Annotated in this window: 16 protein-coding genes; 7 read left to right on the top strand and 9 right to left on the bottom strand. The window is 65.2% G+C overall.

All coding sequences use genetic code 11. The features are described 5' to 3' along the window. Window positions 1-90: 90 nt before the first annotated feature. The gene (gene mnmA, locus FQK05_RS01360; RefSeq protein ID WP_158963851.1) at window positions 91-1236 is read right to left on the bottom strand and encodes a tRNA 2-thiouridine(34) synthase MnmA; all 1146 of its coding nucleotides are present in this window, start codon (window positions 1234-1236) and stop codon (window positions 91-93) included. A gap of 135 nt (window positions 1237-1371) precedes the next feature. Here mnmA and sciP point away from each other — a divergent pair, with 135 nt between their 5' ends. The 5 genes from sciP to FQK05_RS26340 all read left to right on the top strand — a co-directional run bounded on the left by sciP (window position 1372) and on the right by FQK05_RS26340 (window position 7364). Then, window positions 1372-1659: a CtrA inhibitor SciP gene (sciP, locus tag FQK05_RS01355; RefSeq protein WP_158963849.1), complete on the top strand. Its 288-nt coding sequence runs from the start codon at window positions 1372-1374 to the stop codon at window positions 1657-1659. 85 nt (window positions 1660-1744) lie between these two features. After that, window positions 1745-2461: a response regulator transcription factor CtrA gene (ctrA, locus tag FQK05_RS01350; RefSeq protein ID WP_158963847.1), complete on the top strand. Its 717-nt coding sequence runs from the start codon at window positions 1745-1747 to the stop codon at window positions 2459-2461. Between the two features lie 193 nt (window positions 2462-2654). Next, complete coding sequence (gene ligA / locus FQK05_RS01345) at window positions 2655-4940, top strand: NAD-dependent DNA ligase LigA (protein ID WP_158963845.1); 2286 nt, start codon at window positions 2655-2657, stop codon at window positions 4938-4940. A gap of 1 nt (window position 4941) precedes the next feature. After that, on the top strand, window positions 4942-7032 hold the full coding sequence (gene recG / locus FQK05_RS01340) for an ATP-dependent DNA helicase RecG (RefSeq protein WP_158963843.1): 2091 nt from the start codon (window positions 4942-4944) through the stop codon (window positions 7030-7032). Window positions 7033-7241: 209 nt separating this feature from the next. Continuing rightward, the gene (locus FQK05_RS26340; RefSeq protein WP_267902344.1) at window positions 7242-7364 is read left to right on the top strand and encodes a hypothetical protein; all 123 of its coding nucleotides are present in this window, start codon (window positions 7242-7244) and stop codon (window positions 7362-7364) included. 221 nt (window positions 7365-7585) lie between these two features. On the opposite strand, the gene FQK05_RS01335 is transcribed toward FQK05_RS26340, so the two are convergent. Further along, window positions 7586-8047, bottom strand: a complete 462-nt coding sequence (locus FQK05_RS01335; protein WP_158963841.1) for an iron-sulfur cluster assembly scaffold protein — start codon at window positions 8045-8047, stop codon at window positions 7586-7588. Between the two features lie 66 nt (window positions 8048-8113). Between FQK05_RS01335 and hisI the strand changes: the two genes are divergently transcribed. Continuing rightward, window positions 8114-8473 (top strand): phosphoribosyl-AMP cyclohydrolase, encoded by a 360-nt coding sequence (hisI, locus tag FQK05_RS01330; protein ID WP_158963839.1) that lies wholly within the window; start codon window positions 8114-8116, stop codon window positions 8471-8473. A gap of 65 nt (window positions 8474-8538) precedes the next feature. On the opposite strand, the gene gluQRS is transcribed toward hisI, so the two are convergent. Genes gluQRS through FQK05_RS01310 form a run of 4 tightly spaced genes read right to left on the bottom strand, consistent with a single transcriptional unit; the run spans window position 8539 to window position 12215 of the window. Further along, window positions 8539-9384: a tRNA glutamyl-Q(34) synthetase GluQRS gene (gluQRS, locus tag FQK05_RS01325; RefSeq protein WP_158963837.1), complete on the bottom strand. Its 846-nt coding sequence runs from the start codon at window positions 9382-9384 to the stop codon at window positions 8539-8541. Then, entirely contained in the window at window positions 9381-9992 is a 612-nt protein-coding gene (locus FQK05_RS01320; protein WP_158963835.1) for a class I SAM-dependent DNA methyltransferase, read from the bottom strand. The genes gluQRS and FQK05_RS01320 overlap by 4 nt, the downstream gene beginning before the upstream one ends. 39 nt (window positions 9993-10031) lie before the next feature. Then, window positions 10032-11387 (bottom strand): methylenetetrahydrofolate--tRNA-(uracil(54)-C(5))-methyltransferase (FADH(2)-oxidizing) TrmFO, encoded by a 1356-nt coding sequence (gene trmFO / locus FQK05_RS01315; protein ID WP_158963833.1) that lies wholly within the window; start codon window positions 11385-11387, stop codon window positions 10032-10034. Between the two features lie 42 nt (window positions 11388-11429). Continuing rightward, a complete protein-coding gene (locus FQK05_RS01310; protein ID WP_158963831.1) occupies window positions 11430-12215 on the bottom strand; it encodes an enoyl-CoA hydratase in 786 nt (261 codons plus the stop codon). A 59-nt stretch (window positions 12216-12274) separates the two neighbouring features. Between FQK05_RS01310 and FQK05_RS01305 the strand changes: the two genes are divergently transcribed. Further along, window positions 12275-12703, top strand: a complete 429-nt coding sequence (locus tag FQK05_RS01305) for a PaaI family thioesterase (protein ID WP_158963829.1) — start codon at window positions 12275-12277, stop codon at window positions 12701-12703. 133 nt (window positions 12704-12836) lie between these two features. Here FQK05_RS01305 and speE read toward each other — a convergent pair whose 3' ends face one another. The 3 genes from speE to FQK05_RS01290 all read right to left on the bottom strand — a co-directional run bounded on the left by speE (window position 12837) and on the right by FQK05_RS01290 (window position 14722). After that, entirely contained in the window at window positions 12837-13682 is an 846-nt protein-coding gene (speE, locus tag FQK05_RS01300; RefSeq protein ID WP_158963827.1) for a polyamine aminopropyltransferase, read from the bottom strand. Then, window positions 13679-14200 (bottom strand): adenosylmethionine decarboxylase, encoded by a 522-nt coding sequence (gene speD / locus FQK05_RS01295; RefSeq protein WP_158963825.1) that lies wholly within the window; start codon window positions 14198-14200, stop codon window positions 13679-13681. Before speD ends, speE begins: the two co-directional genes overlap by 4 nt. Before the next feature lie 291 nt (window positions 14201-14491). Beyond that, complete coding sequence (locus FQK05_RS01290) at window positions 14492-14722, bottom strand: DUF1127 domain-containing protein (protein ID WP_233270315.1); 231 nt, start codon at window positions 14720-14722, stop codon at window positions 14492-14494. Window positions 14723-14795 lie beyond the last annotated feature (73 nt).

Genomic DNA, 14795 nt, shown 5'->3' with positions numbered 1-14795 from the left:
TCTTTGGTCCTCAAATACTCTCAGGGGTGCGGGGACAGCCCCCCCGCTCCGCCACAGGCCTCAGGGACCGTCCCGAAGGACGAAGGCCCCTCAGCGCCCGCGCCAGATCCAGCCGCCGCCGAAAATGCGGCTGCCTTCGGTTTCATAGAACACGCAGGCCTGGCCCGGGGACACGCCGTCCTCGGGGTTGAAAAGTTCCACTTCGGCCTCGGTCTCGGACAGGGGGCGCAGGATCGCCGCGCGCGGCGGGCGGGTGGACCGCACCTTGACCGACAGATGCCATTCCGGGCGCGAGGTCAGGGGCTCGTCCCCCAGCCAGTTGATCTCGCGCACGGGCACCGTCCGGGTCGACAGCATTTCTTTCGGGCCGACGATCACCTGGCGGGCGTCGGGGTCCAGCCGCACGACGTACAAGGGATCGGCCAGCCCGCCGATCCCCAGCCCGCGCCGCTGGCCGATGGTGTAATGGATCACGCCCTGATGGGTGCCCAGCACGCGGCCGTCGGCATGGACGATCTCGCCCGGTTCGCCCGCACCGGGGCGCAGCTTCTCGATCACCGCGGCATAGTCGCCGTTCGGCACGAAACAGATGTCCTGACTGTCGGGCTTGTCCGCCACCGCCAGCCCGTACCGGGCTGCCAGCGCGCGCGTCGCGTCCTTCGAGGGCAGGTGGCCCAGCGGGAAGCGCAGGTATTCCAGCTGTTCCGGCGTGGTCGAGAACAGGAAGTAGCTCTGGTCGCGGCGGGCATCGGCGGCGGAATGCAGCTCCGGCCCTTCGGCCCCCGTCATGCGCTGGATGTAATGCCCGGTCGCCATGCAGTCGGCGTCCAGATCCTTTGCCGTTTCCAGCAGGTCCTTGAACTTCACCCGTTCATTGCAGCGGATGCAGGGCACGGGCGTTGCACCCGCCAGATAGCTGTCGGCGAATTCGTCGATCACCGCGTCGCGGAACGTGTTTTCGTAATCCAGGACATAGTGCGGAAAGCCACGTTCTTCCGCCACGCGGCGGGCATCGTGGATGTCGAGGCCGGCGCAGCAGGCACCCTTCTTGGCCAGTGCTGCACCGTGGTCGTAAAGCTGCAGTGTCACGCCCACGACATCGTAACCTTCCTCGTGCAGCATCGCCGCCACGACGGAACTGTCGACGCCGCCCGACATGGCCACGACCACGCGCGTTTCCGCCGGCGGCTTGGCAAAGCCCAGCGAGTTCAGCTTGGTTTCCTGGTCCAGCGCCATGACGGCTCCTGCAGTTCGGGGGAGTGAGGGGCGAAATATAGGAAAATTCGCATCATTCTCAAGGCCCGCTTTCACGTGGCCTTAAGGGCTCTGGTCAAGATTTGGGTGAAATTGGCGTAAATGGATGGGTCCGCGATGTATCTGAGGAAAGTCGAAGGCGTGCGTGCCGTGACCCTGCCGGATGGCAGCGTCCTGTCACGTGCCGACCTGCCGCCGCCCGGTACGGTTCGCTGGGTGGCGTCGCGCAAGCTGGCTGTCGTTCGGGGGGTGATCTATGGCCTGATGACCCGGGAAGACGCGCTGGACATGTACCAACTGAGCGAGGAGGAATTCCAGGGCTGGGTCTCTGCCATGGCCGAACACGGGCGCGACGCGCTGAAGGCCACTGCCCTCAAAAAGTATAGACAACCAAAAGACGAGTGAACTACGGTGGTGCTCTGGTAACGTCAGGTTAACTTTTGTTCTCCATGGTTAAGGGAAGGGCGAAAACAAGGCGGAGCTACAAGCCATGCGGGTACTCTTGATCGAGGACGATCCGACGACGTCGAAGAGCGTCGAATTGATGCTGACCCATGCGAATCTAAACGTTTATGCAACCGACCTCGGTGAAGAAGGGGTCGATCTGGCAAAGCTCTACGATTACGACCTGATCATCCTGGACCTCGACCTGCCGGACATGCACGGGCACGAGGTGCTGCGCCAATTGCGCACTGCGCGGATCGACACGCCGATCCTGATCCTGTCGGGCGCCGATGACACCGACAACAAGATCAAGGGCTTCGGCTTCGGCGCGGACGACTATCTGACCAAGCCGTTCCACCGTGAAGAACTGGTGGCCCGTATCCACGCAATCATCCGCCGGTCCAAGGGACATTCGGAATCGATCATCCGGACGGGCAAGATTTCCGTGAACCTCGACGCCAAGACGGTCGAGGTCGAAGGCCAGCCGGTCCATCTGACTGGCAAGGAATACCAGATGCTGGAGCTTCTGAGCCTTCGCAAGGGCACCACGCTGACGAAGGAGATGTTCCTGAACCATCTCTATGGCGGCATGGACGAACCGGAACTCAAGATCATCGACGTCTTTATCTGCAAGCTGCGCAAGAAGCTGTCGAATGCCACCGGCGGCGACAATTACATCGAAACGGTCTGGGGCCGCGGCTATGTGCTGCGCGATCCGCAGAACGTGGACATGCCCAGCCCGCGGGTGGCCATCGGGGCCTGAGGCGGCGGGGCAGAAACCTATCGAGAGTAAGACCTTGATGCGCGTTGCGGAACCGGTTTCCGCGGCGGGCGATCCGGTGACGGTTCCGGTCTTTCCAGGGGGTATTTACGGCGGTCGAAAGCCGCGCTCCATCTGGACCTGAGGGCGGACGCGGCCTATCACCTTCGGGCGCAGCCAGAAGGATCCGGGGCCCGTGACCGACACAATCGACGTCGACCAGTTGACCGCCGAAGAGGCCGCCACCGAGCTGGCGCGCCTGGCCGCCCTTCTGGGCCGGGCCAACCAAGCCTATCACGCCGAGGATGCACCCGAGATCACCGATGCCGCTTACGACGCGATGAAACTGCGCAATGCCGCGATCGAGGCGCGGTTTCCCGACCTGAAACGCGACGACAGCCCGTCGGAACAGGTGGGCGCCAAGCCCTCGGAAGGCTTTGCCAAGGTTACCCATTCCGTCCGGATGATGTCCCTGTCGAACGCCTTCGCGGACGAGGATATCGCGGAATTCGACAGTTCGGTCCGCCGTTACCTGGGCCTTGGGCCCGATGCGCCCCTGGCTTATACGGCCGAACCCAAGATCGATGGCCTGTCTCTGTCGCTGCGGTACGAGGACGGCGTGCTGGTCCAGGCCGCGACCCGGGGCGACGGCACGGTGGGCGAAAACGTCACTGCCAATGCCCGCACCATCGGCGACATCCCCGAAAAGCTGACCGGCGCGCCTGCCGTGCTGGAAGTCCGGGGCGAGGTCTATATGTCCCACGCCGATTTCGCCGCGCTGAACGCCCGGCAGGAGGAGGCCGGCGCCAAGACATTTGCCAATCCGCGGAATGCCGCGGCGGGCTCGCTGCGACAGCTTGATTCGGAAATCACCCGGGCGCGCCCGCTGAAATACTTCGCCTACAGCTGGGGAGAGCTGTCCGAGCCGCTCTCCGACACCCAGACAGGCGCCCTGGAGCGACTGGCAGACCTTGGCTTTGTCACCAATCCGCTGACAGTGCGTTGCGGCAGCACGGACGACATGCTGACCCATTACCGCAAGATCGAGGCGCAGCGGGCGACGCTCGGCTACGATATCGACGGCGTCGTCTACAAGGTCGACGACCTGGGCCTGCAGAGCCGGCTGGGCTTCCGGTCGACCACGCCCCGCTGGGCCATCGCACACAAGTTTCCCGCCGAACTCGCCTGGACCAGGCTGGAAGCCATCGACATCCAGGTCGGCCGCACCGGTGCCTTGTCCCCCGTGGCCCGTCTGATGCCGGTGACGGTGGGTGGCGTCGTGGTGTCGAACGCGACGCTTCATAACGAGGATTACATTCTTGGCCGCGACAGCAACGGCAACCCGATCCGCGACGGCAAGGACATCCGTGTCGGCGACTGGGTGCAGGTCTACCGCGCGGGCGACGTGATCCCCAAGGTCGCCGATGTCGACCTGTCGCGTCGCCCTGAAGATGCCGTGCCTTACATCTTCCCCGAAAGATGCCCGGAATGTGGCAGCGAGGCGGTGCGCGAGGAAGGCGATGCCGTCCGCCGCTGTACGGGGGGGCTGATCTGCCCCGCTCAGGCCATTGAAAAACTGAAGCATTTCGTCTCTCGCGCGGCCTTCGACATCGAAGGGTTGGGCGCCAAGCAGGTCGAATTCCTGTATGCGATGTGCTGGATCGCTGAGCCGGCAGACATTTTCACCTTGCCGGCCCGCGATGCTGCCGGCGAACGTCTGGTGGTTCAGCCGGACGCCCGTCTGGCCCGTATCCTTCAGGACGAGATGCGCAGGGCCGAAGCGCTCGCCACGATTGCCGAGATGTTGAGGACGGTCGGCGTTCCCGTGGACGACCAGGACCCGGACCATGTGATTTCCGCCATCCGGCATCTGGCCGAGAGACCGCTTTCGCAGCTCAAGGGATGGGGCGAAAGATCGACAGAGAACCTCTTTGCCGCGATCGAGGAACGTCGCAGGATCCCGCTGAACCGCCTGATCTTTGCCCTTGGCATCCGCCATGTAGGCGAACAGAGCGCCAATCTGCTCGCCCGCCATTACGGCACGTGGGACATCTTCGCCCAGGCCATGACCGATGCCGCGCCGATGGAAGGCCCGTCCTGGGACGAACTCCTCTCCATCGACGGCGTGGGCAACGTGATGGCCACGACCCTTGTCACCACGATGGCGCAGGAGGCGGAGCGCGCGTCCATCGACAAGCTGGTCGACCTTCTGACGGTCGAAGACGTGAAGCGCCCGGCGACCGACGGCAGCCCGGTTGCGGGCAAGACCGTGGTCTTTACCGGAACGCTCGAAAAGATGACCCGCGCCGAAGCCAAGGCCCGAGCCGAGGCGCTGGGGGCCAAGGTCTCGGGCTCGGTCAGTGCCAAGACCGACATCCTCGTGGCCGGGCCCGGTGCGGGGTCCAAAGCCAAGAAGGCCGCCGAACTGGGGATCGAGACCCTGGACGAGGACGAATGGCTGTCCCTGATCGGGGCCGGCTGAGGTGGCGGGGCGGCCCGAACAGCTCTTCCCGCTTTTTGCCAGCCTGGAAGCGCTGGACGGGATCGGTCCCAAGACGGCAAAGCTGCTGGAGGCCACGGGCATCGAAAGCCCGGGCGACCTGCTCATGTCGCTGCCCTATGCCATGATCGACCGGCGGCGGCGGGAAACGATCCGCGGCGCGGACCTGCCGGCGACCCTTACGGTCGAGGTCACGGTCGGCGCCCACCGCCCGCCGCGCAATCGCGGCGGCGCCTACCGGATCCATGTCGAAGATCGCGATACCGAATTCCAGCTGGTCTTCTTTCATGCCCGCGGCGAATACCTGAAAAAACTGTTGCCCCCCGGCGAACGCCGCCTCGTATCGGGCAAGGTCGAACTGTTCGACGGGATGGCCCAGATGGTCCATCCCGACCACATGATGCCCGTCGACGAAGCCGCCGACATCCCGCCCTATGAACCCGTCTATCACCTGACTCAGGGCGTGACCCAGAAGGCGATGTTCAAGGCCACGCGTTCGGCCCTGGTGCGGGTTCCGGAGCTGCCCGAATGGATCGATCAGGGCGTAATGAAGCGCGAAGGCTGGCCCGACCGGAAGGCGGCGCTGGAACAGGCGCACGCGCCCGAAGGCCTGGCCGACGTGATGGCCGAAGCCCCGGCGCGCGCGCGCCTGGCCTATGACGAATTGCTGGCCCACCAGCTGACCCTTGCCCTGGCCCGCCAGACCGCGCGCAAGGGCAAGGGCATCGCCAGCCGCGGCACCGGCAAGCTGCAGGACAGGGTCCTGAGCTCGCTGCCCTACAGTCCCACCAATGCCCAGACGCGGGCCGTGTCGGAAATCGCGGGCGACATGCTGTCCCCCCAACGGATGAATCGCCTGCTGCAGGGCGATGTGGGCGCGGGCAAGACGCTGGTGGCGTTCCTGTCGCTGCTGATAGCGGTCGAGGCCGGCGGGCAGGGTGTGCTGATGGCGCCCACGGAAATCCTGGCTCGCCAGCACATGGCCGGCCTTGCGGGGCTCGCGGCCGCGGCCGGCGTCCGGATGGAACTGCTGACGGGGCGCGACAAGGGCAGCCAGAGGGCGGAAAAACTGGCGGCGCTGGCAGGGGGCATGATCGACATCCTTGTCGGCACCCATGCCGTCTTTCAGGAGGATGTGGTCTTCAATGACCTGCGCCTGGCGGTGGTCGACGAACAGCACCGCTTCGGCGTCCGCCAGCGGATGGAGCTGGCGGAAAAGGGCATCGCGGCCGATGTCCTGGTGATGACCGCCACGCCGATCCCGCGCTCTCTCTCGCTCGCGCAATACGGCGACATGGACGTCTCGATCCTCGACGAGAAACCGCCGGGCCGCCAGCCGATCACCACCGCTGTCGTGTCGACCGACCGGACGGAAGAGGTGATCGCCCATCTGGAACGTGCCATCGGCGAAGGGCGGCAATGCTACTGGGTCTGTCCGCTGGTCGAGGAATCCGAGGTCTCCGACCTTGTCGCGGCCGAGGAACGGTTCAAGCATCTGCGCGCGCGGCTGGGCGAAAGCGTCGTGGGCCTGGTCCACGGTCAGATGCCGCCCACGGAAAAGGATGCCGCCATGGCGGATTTCCAGTCCGGGCGCACCCGGGTGCTGGTCGCCACCACGGTGATCGAAGTCGGCGTCGATGTTCCGAACGCCTCGATCATGGTGATCGAACGCGCGGAAACCTTCGGCCTGGCCCAATTGCACCAACTGCGCGGACGGGTGGGGCGCGGCACCGCCGCGTCTACCTGCCTTCTCATGTACCAGGGGCCGCTGACAGACACCGGCCGCCGCCGCCTCGACATCATGCGTGAGACCGAGGACGGCTTCCGCATCGCGGAAACCGACCTTGAAATCCGCGGCGCCGGCGACCTGATCGGCACCGCGCAATCCGGCCTGCCGAAATTCCGCGTGGCCGATCTCGAACGTCAGACCGGCTTGATGGCCGTGGCCCAGACCGATGCCCGTGCGCTTCTGGCTGCCGATCCTGCGCTGAAGACCCCACGGGGAGAGGCCGCGCGCCTTCTCCTCTGGCTCCTGCGCCAGGATCGCGCCATCCGCCTGATCGGCGTGGGCTGACGCTCCAAACCGGGCACGCGGCCCCCGCTTCCTTGATCTTCAGGTATCCTCGGGGCGTCCGGCCCGTAAGGGTCGGGCGGGGGCAGAGCCCCCCTGAACCGTATGGAACATTCCGGAATGTTCGCGGATGTTCTCAAAAAGTTCTTTACACGACTCAGCTCATATGAGAACAAAACATTAACAGAGGATGACTTGCCGAGGAGGCCACGATGTTCCAGGAATTCCGCTTCGCCCTCAGCCGCTCCCGCGCGACGCTGCTTCAGGATGCCGCCGGCGTTCTGTCCATCGGTGTGCTTCTCGTGGCCGGTCTGCACCTGCCAGCGCTCATCTGACCCACGTCTTTCACGGTTCTGCCTGCGATCTCGCGCCGGCGCTTCTGTCTGCATCCTGTCCCAACCGATGCACCGGGGCCGCCTGACCCCGTTCTGCCGAAATGGCCGCCTCAGCCGTTTCGACCCGAAGCACCCGGATCCCTCGCGAGACACGCACAGCCTGCCGCCGCCATCCTGTCCGGGATGTGCGGCGGTTTTTTTTGTCCGGTTTTCGAAGGAAATCAGTCGGGCGCGCAGGCCCGGTGTTCTTCAGCCCGGCCCATGGCCTCGGCCGTGGCGTCCAGCGTCAGCAGGATCGAGGCGTGGCGGTTGCGATAGTCCCGGGCGGGCATCAATACGTCCAACCCGTCAAAGGGCGCATCCGGCGCCGGACCTTCGGATTTCAGCATGTCGCGCAACTGGTCGCGGGCTGTTTCGATCTCGGCCCGCGTCCGGCCGATGGCGACATTGCCCACGACCGAGGCCGCGGCCTGACCCAGCGCGCAAGCCTTCACGTCCTGGGCGAAATCGGCGATCCGGCCATCCTCGATCTTCAAGTCCACGGTCACGGTCGACCCGCACAACGGGGACCGGCGCTTGACCGAAACATCCGGCGCGTCGAGCCGGCCCAGATGCGGGATGTCCGCTGCCAGGGCCAGGATCCGCGACGAATAGAGCTTGATGAGGTCGTTGTTGCCGGACATCTGGCTTTTCCTTGCTGTGCGACCCATACATAAGGCCCCGTGCGCCCCGGCAAAAGGTTTTCCGCAATGACATTCGACCCCGCAACGCTCCGCTATGACGACAAGGGCCTGATCCCGGCGATCGCACAGGACCACGGCACGGGCGAGGTGCTGATGATGGCCTGGATGAATGCCGAAAGCGTGGCGCGGACACTTGCGACGGGCAAGGTCACCTACTGGTCGCGGTCGCGCGCGTCGTTCTGGGTGAAGGGCGAGTCGTCGGGGCACCTGCAGACGCTGGTGGAAATGCGTGTGGACTGCGACCGCGACTGCCTTCTGGTGCTGGTCGACCAGGCCGGCCCGGCCTGCCACACCAACCGGCGAAGCTGCTTCTACACCGCGGTGCGGGACGGGGCCGAGGTGGAGATCATGTCGCCGATGGAGTGACATCGGTGGCCCTGCGGGCCATGCCTTCGGCGTGAGTATTTTGGAAGAGAAGAAGATGGGGGCGCCTAAAGTCCCACGCGTGCGCGGATGTCGGATGGGGTCAGGCCGTCGTCGCGGTAGCGGGCGATTGCCCGGGCGTCGTCGCGTTTCGCGAGTCGCTTGCCGGCCTCGTCCCGGATCAGGCGGTGGTGATGGTATTGCGGCGTCGGCAGGTCCAGCAGGTGCTGGAGCAGGACGTGGATGCGGGTGGCGTCGAACAGGTCCTCGCCGCGGACGACATGGGTGACGCCTTGCGCCGCGTCGTCGACCACGACGGCGAGGTGGTAGGAACCGGCCATCTGGCGCCGTTCGAGGATCACATCGCCGACCGTCGTGACGAGGTCTTGGGCGTCGAGCCCATGGGTCCCCAGATGGGCCGGGCCGGTTTCGGTGAAGGTCGGCGCGGGCAGGGCGCGGGTGGCGGCGCCCATGTTCAGGCGGATGACATCGTTCGGGCCCCGGTCTGCCAAAGGGCGGTCGCGGCAGGTGCCGGGATAGATACGGCCGTCGGGGCCGAACCGGGGCACGCCTTCCTGCGGGGCGCCGGCCGCCGCTCCGATATCCGCGCGGTTGCACGAGCAGGGGTAGAGCAGGCCCCGGGCGGCCAGCCGGTCGAGGGCCGAGGCATAGGCGTCGGCGCGGTCGGACTGGCGCACCACCGGTTCGGGCCAGTCCAGGCCAAGCCAGCGGAGGTCGCCCTTAATCTGAACCTCCCATTCCGGGCGCGCGCGGGAGCGGTCCAGATCCTCGATCCGGAGGAGGAACGTGCCGCCAGCCGCCTGTGCCATGTCATGGGCAAGGAGCGCCGAATAGGCATGGCCCAGGTGCAGCGGACCGGTGGGCGACGGGGCAAAGCGGGTCGTGAAGGTCACGTCTTTTCAAGCACGTAGACTTTGGATTTGATGTTTTGACCGGGCAGGTGGGGCCCGTATTCTTCGAAGATCAGCCTGGTGGCCCCGTCGCCGATCCGGGCCTTCATCCGCGCGAGGCAGGACGGATCTTCCAGTGTGTGGTCGTTGAAGGAAAAGACGAAGTGCCCGCCCCGGGGAAGCGCGTCGATCAACTGGTCCAGCACCGCCGCAGGTGCCGCGCCACAGCCGATGACACCCACGGCCGCGATGGCGGGATGGGTGCCGGGGGCAAAGGGCAAGGGCGCGCCGGGATCGATCCGGGTCAGGCTGCGATAATGACCCTTGGCGCGGGCATGGGCCAGCATTTCGTCCGACAGATCGAGGCCGTCCAGAAGGGTGAATCCCTGTTCCGCGAAAGCCCGGCCGGACAGGCCGGTGCCGCAGCCGAAATCCAGAAGCGGCGCCGCGACATCGGCGAAACCGGCCAGCGCGGCCGCGCACCGAGTGGGCGTGGCATAGCCGTTCAGCGCGATTTCGGCGTCGTAACCTTCGGCCCAGTCGTCATAGAGCGCGCGGGTCTGGTCGGCCGTGCGGGCCTGATAGACCTTGTTGAGAAACGCATCAGACATGGGGCCTCCGGGCTGTGTCGGGGCCAGTCTAGCAGGGGGTCAGGCCGCGTCCACCGGGACCCGGCCCAGCCAGCCCAGCCAGTCGGCCTTGGCGCGGTCGGTATAGGCCTTGTAGCGGTCGCGGCGGCCGCGGCGTCCGGCCTTCAGGCCCTCGACCGGCGGGAAGAGGCCGAAGTTCACGTTCATCGGTTGGAAGGTTTTCGCATCCGCGCCGCCGGTGATGTGGGTGACCAGCGCGCCCGTTGCCGTGGTGGGGGGCGGGGCGTCTACCCTGTGGCCCAGGATCCCGGCTGCGGCCAGACGGCCCGCCAGAAGCCCCATGGAGGCGCTTTCGACATAGCCTTCGACGCCGGTGATCTGGCCCGCGAAGCGGATGTTGGGGCGGGATTTCAGGCGCATCTCGCCGTCCAGAAGGGTCGGCGAATTCAGGAAGGTGTTGCGGTGGATGCCGCCCAGGCGGGCAAAACGTGCGTCTTCCAGGCCGGGGATCATGCGGAAGACCTCGGTCTGGGCGCCGTACTTCATCTTGGTCTGGAAGCCCACGATATTGTAGAGCGTTCCCAATGCGTTATCCCGGCGAAGCTGGACCACGGCATGGGCCTTCACGTCCGGCTGGTGCGGGTTGGTCAGGCCCACGGGCTTCATCGGCCCGTGGCGCAGCGTTTCACGCCCGCGTTCGGCCATGACCTCGATCGGCAGGCAGCCGTCGAAATAGCCGGCGGTTTCGCCTTCGTGGAATTCCGTCTTGTCCGCGGCCAGGATGGCGTCGATGAAGGCCTCGTACTGGGCCTTGTCCATCGGACAGTTGAGGTAGGCGGTGCGCTCTTCTTCCGTCTCGCCCTTGTCGTAGCGCGATTGCATCCAAGCGCGGGACATGTCGATGGAATCGAAATAGACGATGGGCGCGATGGCGTCGAAGAAGGCCAGCGCCTCGGCACCCGTCTCCTTCGCGATGGCCTCGCCCAGGGCGGTCGAGGTCAGGGGACCGGTGGCAAAGATCCAGTGACCGTCTGCCGGAAGCTCGGTCACTTCCTCGCGCGAGAGCGAGATAAGCGGGTGCGACAGCAGCTTGTCGGTCACGTATTCGGCAAAGGGATCGCGGTCCACGGCCAGGGCACCGCCGGCGGGCAGGCGGTTCCGGTCGGCCGATTCCATGATCAGGCCGCCGGCTTCGCGCATTTCCCAGTGGAGCAGCCCCACGGCGTTCTGTTCGCTGTCGTCCGAACGGAACGAGTTGGAACAGACCATTTCGGCCAGCATCTGGGTCTTGTGTGCGAAGGTGGCGATCAGGGGGCGCATTTCGTGGATGACCACGGGCACGCCGGCATTCGCCGCCTGCCAGGCCGCTTCGGATCCGGCCATGCCGCCGCCGACGATGTGGAGTGTCTGTGTCATGGCGCGCATGTAGGGCAGGCGGGCGTTCCGCGCAACAGGTGCCTATTGATCCCAGTCGGGCGCGCGCTTTTCCAGGAAGGCGGCGATGCCTTCGGCGGTGTCGCGGTGGATCATGTTTTCGACCATCACCTCGCCCGTATAGGCATAGGCCTCATCCAGCGGCATCTCCAGCTGCTTGTAGAAGGCCTGTTTGCCGATCTTGACTGCGGATCCCAGTTTCGCGGCCAGCGTGCCAGCCAGATCTGCCGTCGCACTCTCCAGATCTTCGGCGGGAACGACGCGGTTGATCAGACTCAGTTCGCGGGCGCGGTGGGCGTCGATGAATTCGCCGGTGGTCAGCATCTCGAACGCCTGCTTGCGGGGGATGTTGCGCGACAGGGCGACCATGGGGGTCGAACAGAAAAGGCCGATGTTCACGCCGTTGACGCCGAACCGCGTGCCCTCGGCCGCAACGGCCAGATCGCACGAGGCGACCATCTGGCAGCCCGCCGCGGTGGCGATGCCATGGACGCGGGCGATGACCGGCTGGGGCAGATCGCGGATCGCCGTCATCACCCTGCCGCAGCGGGTGAAGAGGTCGGCGAAATAGGCTTTGCCGCCATCTTCGGCCTGCCGCCCTTGTGTCATCTGCTTCAGGTCGTGGCCGGCGCAGAATGCCTTGCCCGCACCTGACAGGATCACGACGCGGATCGACCGGTCCTCTTTCAGGGTGGCGAAGGCCTCAGACAGGTCCGCCAGCATCTCGTCGGACAGGGCATTCAGCCGTTCCGGCGCATTCATGTGCAGATGTGCCACTGCCCCGGTGTCGTGACGTTCCAGAATTGCCATCTTGCCTCTCCCTTGTGGCCCGGGCTCAAGTCTAGGCGGAACGAGGGAGAAGGAAAAGAATGACACTGGCACTTGGCAAGGACGAGCTGCAGGCCTTCCTGATGGAGGTCTTTCCCGAGGTGATGGACCAGTACCAGGTCGATGACGTGACGGAGACGACGGTCAGGATGCGTCTGAAGGTCCGGTCCAGGGACCTGCGGCCCGGGGGCACGGTGTCGGGGCCTGCGATGTTCTCGCTGGCGGACGTTGCGGTCTATGCGATGGTGCTGGCCCGTATCGGGCGCGAGGCGCTGACGGTTACCACCAATGCCTCGATCGATTTCATGCGCAAGCCCGAGGCAGGGCGCGACCTGATCGCCGAATGCCGGTTGCTGAAGCTGGGCCGGGTTCTGGCGGTTTGCGACGTGCTGATCCATTCGGAGGGATCGGATGGCGTCGTGGCGCGGTCGTCGATGACCTATTCCATCCCGCCGGTGAAGGTGGGGTAGGGCAGCACGTCCGATTTACTGGCGAGAAGGGCAGCGACCGGCCTGCGGGACCGTCGCGAAGCGGCCGCCCCAGCGGGCGGGTCGGCCGCTGCCCGGCCTGCGGCCCGGCGATCCGTTTTCCGGAGCGTGCACCTTAAGGCATCAGCCGCCGGACATAGCCGGGCAGGCCAAAGGCGCCCTTGTGCACTTCGGGATTGTAGTAATAGGGTTCGAAACCCAGTGTGGAAAAGCGGTTGGCCAGCGTATCCAGCGACACGGCGCGATGGTTGCCGTCCGTGCCCCAGCCAAAGGCCATCGGGCCGCCGGCATAGGTGGGGATTGTCGCCAGATAACAGGTCGCGTCCGCAAACAGCGCCTTGAAGGCCCGCATCGAATTGGTCAGCTCTTCCCCTTGCAGGAAAGGCACGCCGTTCTGGGTCACCAGGATACCGCCCGCGGCCAGCGCGCGCTTCGCGTGACCATAGAAGGTGTCGGTGAACAGGACCTCGCCCGGACCGATCGGGTCGGTGCTGTCGACCAGGATGGCGTCGAAGCCGCCCTCGGTCTCTCGCATGAAATCGGCGCCGTCGGCGATGACCAGGTTCAGGCGCGGATCGTCGAAGGCCCCGTCGCTGAGCATCGGCAGGTACTGTTTCGAGAAATCGACGACACCGGCGTCGATTTCCACCATGGTCACGTGTTCAACGCCCTTGTGGCGCAGCACCTCGCGCGCAATGCCGCCATCGCCGCCGCCCACGATCAGTACGCGCCTGACATTGCCATGCGCCAGGATCGGCACATGGACCATCATCTCGTGATAGATCGCGTTGTCGCCTTCCGTCGTCTGCACGACATCGTCCAGCGTCAGGACACGGCCGAAGCGCGCGTTCTCGATCACGCGCAGGCGCTGATGTTCGGTCTCGCTGTCGAAGAGCACGCGGTCGACCTTCAGGGCCTGGGCGAAATCATCGTGCAGCTTTTCGGTGAACCAGTCGCTCATGCCGCGACCTCGGGCTGCGCGAACAGGCATTCGCCCCGGCGCAGTTCCTTCACCCTGACGTCGTCCGTCGCGAAGACATTCTTCAGGATCGGCACGGCACGCCAGGGTTCCGCATCGCCGCACATGAAGATGTCGAAGGCCCCATAGCCGATTTCGGGCCAGGTGTGGACGCTGATATGGCTTTCCGACAGCACCGCCACACCGCTTACGCCCTGGGGCGAAAACTTGTGCGTGTGGATGTGCAGCAGCGTGGCCTTGCACGCCTCGACCATCTCGCGGAAGGCGCGCTGGATGCGGCCTTCGTCGTCAAGACCAGTGCCCTGGATCACCTCGACGATCAGGTGAGTCCCGGCAAAGGTCACGCCATCGCGATGGATGAAATGGTCAAGCCTGTCGTCGGCCATCAGGCCGCTTGGTACAGTTACAATGTCCGCGGTTTTCACACCGCGGGCGGATCCTTCCTCATGGGCGCCTGTCTCCAGACCGATCCCCAGTTGGAAGAGGTTGGCGTCCTTCATGGCGCTCCCCTTCGTTCCAGTAGATGACAATCCGTCGGTCCCTTAGCGCCCCCCGGTTGCCCAGGTTGGGATCGGTCCCTCTGTGAGGGCGGCAGATAGGGGTATGGGCCGGTTCGCGCAACCCCCTGTTTCGCGCTGTCACGAAATCTTCGCGACGTCGGGTCCGGCCGTGGGATAAGTTTCGCCGCGCAAGTGCAGCATTGCCCAGAAATTTCGTGAAATCAGGCCGCTGCGCAAAAAAATGCCGGGGCAAAGCCCCGGCAAGTAGAGGTAGGTCGGAAGGGCGGGATGCTAAATCATCCAGAAGGGCCGTTTGGCTTCCTTCATCGCCTGTTTGTAACTTACTCCGATATCCTCCAGCATCCGGTCGTCCAGTCGCGACAGCATCTTTCGGCTGCGTTGGCGGAAATGCCACTCGGTCACCAGGGTCGCGAACTTCACGGCAAGCACGGCGGTCAGCGGCAGGCGGGCGCTGCCGAGCATCGGGGACATGGTGGTCCGTGCGGTGAGTGCGCGTGTCATCGGAGTTTTCCTTTCGATTGTATTGACACAATTACCATTTGTCGGTACATTAATCAGTACATTCGAAAATGTA

Origin of the sequence: Chachezhania sediminis (genome assembly GCF_009765275.1) — a bacterium.
In the GTDB taxonomy this organism is placed as follows: Bacteria; Pseudomonadota; Alphaproteobacteria; order Rhodobacterales; family Rhodobacteraceae; genus Chachezhania; species Chachezhania sediminis.
This window is presented reverse-complemented; position numbering and strand designations above follow the sequence as displayed.